The 936-nt window shown below is 67.5% G+C and carries 1 protein-coding gene; it reads right to left on the minus strand.

Annotated elements, in window-relative coordinates:
• Nucleotides 1-50: 50 nt before the first annotated feature.
• On the minus strand, nt 51-936 hold an 886-nt coding region (locus DBR22_RS16770), incomplete at its 5' end, for a Gfo/Idh/MocA family protein (RefSeq protein ID WP_108599953.1).

Here is a 936-nt window from a genome sequence, read left to right on the forward strand (position 1 = left end):
AACGGTCAGGGACTGGTTGTCATCGCGCCAGGACAGTGCGGTTGGGGAGTTCATGCGTTGAGTGCTTCCTCTTGTTTCCAGGGTTCCAGGTGGCCGTCCATGCGGGTAAAGAACGGGCTGGCCTGGTCGATCTGGCCTCGGGCAATGGTGGTTCCGCTGACGCTGGACGCATAGATCGCTGCGGCCAGTTCCATGGTGGCGTAGGCGTCCGTGATGGAGACCGGCGCGGCCTCGCCGCCCTGCACGCTCCGGACGACGGCGGCGTACTGCGCCACGTGCCCGCTGGGCTGGTCCTCACCCTGGGCCCAGAGTCCGACGACGGCGTCCTGGCCCGGTGCCGGGGTCACCGTCCAGTGGTGGTCGGAGTAGCCGTAAAGATGGTCGAGTTCCACTGTCGCGTTCTCGTAGTCCAGCCTCAGGTAGGAGGTCTCCCGCGGCGAAATCACGGAGTTGATGATGGTGGCGATCGCTCCGGATTCGAACCGGACCACAGCGGCGGAGGCATCCTCGGTGTCGGTCTTCCGGGCGAGTTTGCCGGCGAAGGCCGTGACCTCGGCCCACGGACCCCACAGGTGGAGGAGGAGATCGAACTGGTGGATGCCGTGGCCCATGGTGGGGCCGCCGCCCTCCACGTCCCACAGCCCGCGCCACGGGACGTCGAAGTACGGCTGGTCACGGAACCAGAGCGTGTTGCACGTTCCGACAAGCTGCCTGCCGAGGGCCCCGGAGCGCTGCAGGGCCAGCAGCCGTTGGGCGCCGGAACCAAACCGGTGCTGGAAGACGCAGCTGAGGGATCCGGCGGAGGCGGCCTCGGCGGCTTCGAGCTGCCGCATCTCGCTCAGGGACAGGGCCGGCGGCTTTTCAATGACGGCATTCAGTCCGTAGGAGAGCGCCTCCAGCGCCAGGGGGAAGTGGCTCGACGGCGGGGTGCAGATG

Origin of the sequence: Arthrobacter sp. HMWF013, assembly GCF_003061105.1 — a bacterium.
Lineage (GTDB): Bacteria > Actinomycetota > Actinomycetes > Actinomycetales > Micrococcaceae > Arthrobacter.